Consider the following 1251-nt stretch of genomic DNA (forward strand, 5'->3'; position numbering starts at 1 on the left):
GGTGGACGACGCTTCACCCGTCCACCGTTTGATGTACGCGGTGGTGGATGGCAAGCGCGTCATCCACTCTCCGATCCCGATAACAGCGGGTCCACCCGCCGCCACCTGATGAGCCTTCCTGCATGATCCGATTCCAAGGCGCCGCGGTTACCGCCTCTGCGTCGCTGTACATGACCAAGCTGTGCAAGCACTTTCGCCACAAGATCGCCGTGGAGTTCGATGAGCGCAGCGCCGATGCACGTTTCCCGTTCGGGCGCTGCCTGATGCAGGCCGATGCGAACAGCCTGCGCTTCGACTGCCAGGCCGATGACGACGAGGCTGCCGCACGCATCCGCTTCGTGCTCGACGATCACCTGGTGCGTTTCGCCCGCCGGGAAAACCTGAGCATCACCTGGAGCGAGGGCATGGCCGATGAGGGCTAGCGTCGTCCTCTGCCTGCTGGCGCTGCTGTCCTCTCCCGCGCTGCAGGCCGAGCCCTGGCAGCCGGCGACGCTGGCGCAGGCGGAAATGCGCGAGCTGCAGTCCCGGCATACCGGGCGCACCTATCGCCTGTACCTGTCCCGGCCGCAGGGCGAGGCGCCGCCGCAGGGCTACCCGGTGGTCTATGTGCTCGATGCCAACCTGTTCTTCCCGCTGCTGTCGCAGCAGGCGCTGATGTATCAGCCGCATGCCTCCCGCGACGGTCGCGAGGCCGTGCTGGTGGTGGGCATCGGCTACCCGGGCGATGCGCCTTTCGATGTCCCGGCGCGTGCCGAGGACTACACGCCGCCCGCGCCGGACATGCGCGACACCGGTGATCGGCTGGCCACCCGGCAGGGCGGCGCCGAGCGCTTCCTCGACTTTCTCGAGGATGAGGTCAAACCACTGGTCGCCACGCGCTACAAGGTCGACCCGCAGCGGCAGACGCTGTTCGGCCACTCCTACGGCGGCCTGTTCACCCTCTACACGATGCTCAGCCGTCCACAGGCGTTCCAGCGCTATTTCGCCTCCAGTCCGTCACTGTGGTGGAACCGGCGCTATGCCTTCGACCTGCTGCAGGCCCACGCAGGGCAGGAGCAGCGACCGCAGGTGCGCCTGCTGCTCAGCGTCGGGGGGGGCGAACAACGTGCGGCCGGTGCAGAGCTCAAGGATGCGCGGCAACGGCACCTGGCCGAACGGCGCATGGTGGACAACACGCGTGAATTCCATCAGCGCCTGAATGCGCTGGGCCTGCCCAACGAGCTGCTGGTGGCCCCGGGGCGCGACCATGCC

The 1251-nt window shown here is 67.6% G+C and carries 2 protein-coding genes; both read left to right on the forward strand.

Features of this window, described 5'->3' with window-relative positions; all coding sequences use genetic code 11:
• Positions 1-122 precede the first annotated feature (122 nt).
• A complete protein-coding gene (locus J0A65_RS23630) occupies positions 123-422 on the forward strand; it encodes a DUF2218 domain-containing protein (protein ID WP_206596727.1) in 300 nt (99 codons plus the stop codon).
• Positions 412-1251, forward strand: an 840-nt coding sequence (locus J0A65_RS23635; protein ID WP_206596728.1) for an alpha/beta hydrolase, incomplete at its 3' end; no start/stop codon positions are given. The genes J0A65_RS23630 and J0A65_RS23635, both read left to right, overlap by 11 nt.

Source organism: Bowmanella yangjiangensis (assembly GCF_017255015.1).
GTDB classification, from domain to species: Bacteria; Pseudomonadota; Gammaproteobacteria; order Enterobacterales; family Alteromonadaceae; genus Bowmanella; species Bowmanella yangjiangensis.

Excerpts from the sequence above, each read along its gene's own strand:
- J0A65_RS23630 (WP_206596727.1), top strand. The coding sequence starts at position 123 with ATGATCCGATTCCAAGGCGCCGCGGTTACCGCCTCTGCGTCGCTGTAC.